This window comes from Mesorhizobium sp. M7A.T.Ca.US.000.02.2.1 (genome assembly GCF_003996995.1).
Classification (GTDB): Bacteria; Pseudomonadota; Alphaproteobacteria; order Rhizobiales; family Rhizobiaceae; genus Mesorhizobium.
Genome location: NZ_RZTT01000892.1, coordinates 1 through 529, shown reverse-complemented (window position 1 = coordinate 529; position 529 = coordinate 1). Strand labels below are relative to the sequence as shown.

Below are 529 nucleotides of genomic sequence, written 5' to 3'. Positions count from 1 at the left end.
GTGGCTGGCATCGGCATTTCGATCGGCACTTTGGCCGCCTCCATAGGGCTCATTTATTTGATGGCCTATGAGCCTCCGACTCGGGTTCCCCTGGGTATCGTCAAGACTGTGGAACACACTGAGCCCGCATTTTCGTGGCCCCAGCTAAAGACGCTCCCCGCGCGCACACATCTTTGCATTGACGATCAATGCATCAAGGTGCGGGGACGGTTCAAGGTACTTCCCGGGCAGTCCGTCGAAATACTGCTTCGCCCCCGGAGTGATGAGATGTGTGTGTCGGGGACCAAGAACTGCGTTGGGGTTGAAACTTCTACGCTTGCAGCTCTGCTCCAAGAGCAAGCCTTCAACCCCCGCGCCAGAGCTGGCGCACCTTCCAACTTCCCGAGGAATGACCAATGACCGTGGCCGGAAAGCGCGAGGCACGCGCCAAGCTACGCCAGGTGATGACGCCGGCCTTGGGATGGAGTGATTCCGATCCCAAGCCGAGGCTTTGACCCTCAACTGCCGATAACCAGGAAAGGATTATGAC

Annotated in this window: 1 protein-coding gene; it reads right to left on the bottom strand. The window is 58.2% G+C overall.

Annotated features, from left to right (window positions below; all coding sequences use genetic code 11):
- Positions 1 to 343: 343 nt before the first annotated feature.
- Positions 344 to 529 (bottom strand): hypothetical protein (locus tag EOD15_RS36415; protein WP_210212227.1); only part of this gene is annotated, 186 nt, incomplete at its 5' end.